Source organism: Mesorhizobium sp. M5C.F.Ca.IN.020.32.2.1, from assembly GCF_004023105.1.
Classification (GTDB): domain Bacteria; phylum Pseudomonadota; class Alphaproteobacteria; order Rhizobiales; family Rhizobiaceae; genus Mesorhizobium; species Mesorhizobium wenxiniae.
In genome coordinates, this window is record NZ_RZSX01000972.1 from 1 (window position 1) to 2,212 (window position 2,212).

The 2,212-nt window shown below is 66.9% G+C and carries 3 protein-coding genes and 1 pseudogene; all 4 read right to left on the bottom strand.

Annotated elements, in window-relative coordinates:
- Positions 1-370 (bottom strand): ATP-binding cassette domain-containing protein (locus EOA86_RS31630; RefSeq protein WP_128345196.1); only part of this gene is annotated, 370 nt, incomplete at its 3' end.
- Positions 367-1,248, bottom strand: a complete 882-nt coding sequence (locus tag EOA86_RS31635) for an ABC transporter ATP-binding protein (RefSeq protein ID WP_164892184.1) — start codon at positions 1,246-1,248, stop codon at positions 367-369. The genes EOA86_RS31630 and EOA86_RS31635, both read right to left, overlap by 4 nt.
- Positions 1,245-2,075: an ABC transporter permease gene (locus EOA86_RS31640; protein WP_128345198.1), complete on the bottom strand. Its 831-nt coding sequence runs from the start codon at positions 2,073-2,075 to the stop codon at positions 1,245-1,247. The genes EOA86_RS31635 and EOA86_RS31640 overlap by 4 nt, the downstream gene beginning before the upstream one ends.
- A pseudogene (locus EOA86_RS40805) lies at positions 2,072-2,212 on the bottom strand (ABC transporter permease); the annotation flags it as partial. The gene EOA86_RS31640 and the pseudogene EOA86_RS40805, both read right to left, overlap by 4 nt.

Below are 2,212 nucleotides of genomic sequence, written 5' to 3' on the forward strand. Positions count from 1 at the left end.
GTTCTGATCGGGTCGCGATGCCATGGATCCGCAGCGGATCGTCGAGCACGCGAGCGACGGTGGCGCGTGGGTTGAAGGCGGCGAGCGGGTCCTGAAATACCATTTGCAGACGAGCACGCCGGGCGCGCAAGGCAGCGCCGCTCAGGGACAGGAAATCGCCGCCTTCGAACTCGATGCGGCCGGCGTCCGATTCGATCAGTCGCAGCAGCAGCCGCGCGATGGTCGACTTGCCGCTGCCGGAAGGCCCGGCCAGTGCCAGCGTCTCGCCGGGCTCGATGTCGAAGGAAACATCATCGACGGCGGCGATTGTCTTGCCGCCGCGACGATATCGTTTGGTCAGGCCGCAAACAGCCAGCAATGGACGGCTCACCTCGATGCTCCTGCCGGCCGCAGCATTGGTTCGGCGTCGAGGCCGAGATGAGCATCGAGCAGCGCTCTTGTGTAGGCGTGGCGCGGGCCAGCAATGATCTGCGCCGTCGCACCGAGCTCGACCAGCTCGCCGTGCCGGAACACGGCGATGCGCTCGGCCAGCTCGGTGGCCAGCGCGATGTCGTGGCTGACGAACAGCAGCGTCATCCCGTCCTCGGCCACCAATTGTCGGATCAGCGCGACGATCTCGGCCTGCACGATGGTGTCCAACGCGCTGGTCGCCTCATCGGCGATCAGCAGTTTCGGACCTGCCGCGATCGCGCCGGCGATCGCTACGCGCTGCTTCTGGCCGCCGGAAAGCTGGTGCGGATAGGCGCGCAAGGCAGCATCGGGATCGAACAGGCAGACGCGTTCGAGCAGGGTTTTTGCCCAAGCATAGGATTGCGGCCAAGTAAGGCGGAGATGCGTGTGCGCAACTTCCGCGATCTGCTCGCCGACCGACATCACCGGATCGAGGCTGGCCGAGGGGTCCTGGAAGACGAAGCCAATGTCGCGGCCGCCGAGGGGGGTGTGGGTGGACCGGGTAATGAATTCGGATGGCTGGCGTTCTTTCACACCCCCCTCAGAGTGGGGTGCCTTGGCACCAACGGATGGCGACGATGGCAAAAACCAGTCAAGGCAGCCGTCAATCCTGGAGGAAGCCGGCAGCAGCCCGGCGATGGCCAGCGCCAGCGTGCTCTTGCCCGAGCCGCTCTCGCCGATGATGGCGAGGCGCTCGCCGGCGGCGACATCGAGGTTGACATGTTTAAGCGCCGCCACCTCGGCGCCATCGCGGCGATAGCTCACCGTCAAATCGCGGATCGAAAGCAGTGCCGTCACGACAGGCTCCTCCTCATCGCTGTCGTTTCGACGACGCCTTCGCCGGCGAGATAGACGCCGAGCACGGTCAGCACGAGCGCTACGCCCGGAATGATCGACAGGAAGGGCGCGGTGCGCAGCACGGCGCGACCTTCGGCGATCATGCCGCCCCAGGTCATGCGGTTCGGGTCGCCGAGACCGAGGAAGGACAATGCCGCTTCAGTAAGGATCGCCGCGGCGACGATCACCGACGACAATGCCAGCACCGGCGGCAATGCGTTGGGCAGCACTTCGCGAAAGGCGATCTCCAGCGGATGCATGCCGATGACGCGGGCGCCGGCGACAAAATCGCGCTCGCGGATCGACAGCACTTCGGCTCGCGCTACGCGCGCCGGACCGGTCCATGCGCCGAGCGCTATCGCCGCGACGACGACGCCGAGCGATGGCCCGACGACGCTGACGAAAGCCAGCGCCAGCAGGAAGCTCGGCACGGTCTGGAAGGCGTCAGTGATGCGCATGAGGACTTCGTCGACGAGGCCGCCGGTAAAGCCGGCCAGCGTGCCGACTATCGCGCCGACGGCAATGGCTGCGGCTGCCGCCGCCAGCCCGACTGCCAGCGAGGTGCGTGCGCCGTGGAAAAGTTCGGCCAGCACGTCACGGCCGAGCCGGTCGGTGCCGAGCGGCAGCGACCAGTCCTGAAAGGGCGGCAGCAATGCCGGCCCGGCAATGGCCTGCGGATCGCCGGGGAAGAACACCGACGCCGACAGCGCGATGGCAAACAGCGCCACCAGGATGATCGCGCCGGCGATCGCTTCCGGCGCCCGAAGAAAGCGGCGAAGCGGGTTCACGCGCTCGCCTCGTTGGCGCCGACGCGCGGATCGAGGAAGGCGTAGGCGATGTCGACGAGAAGGTTGATCACGACAACCAGAATGGCGCTGGTGAGAATGATGCCGAGCAGCAGCGGCGTGTCTCGCGCCGCCACTGC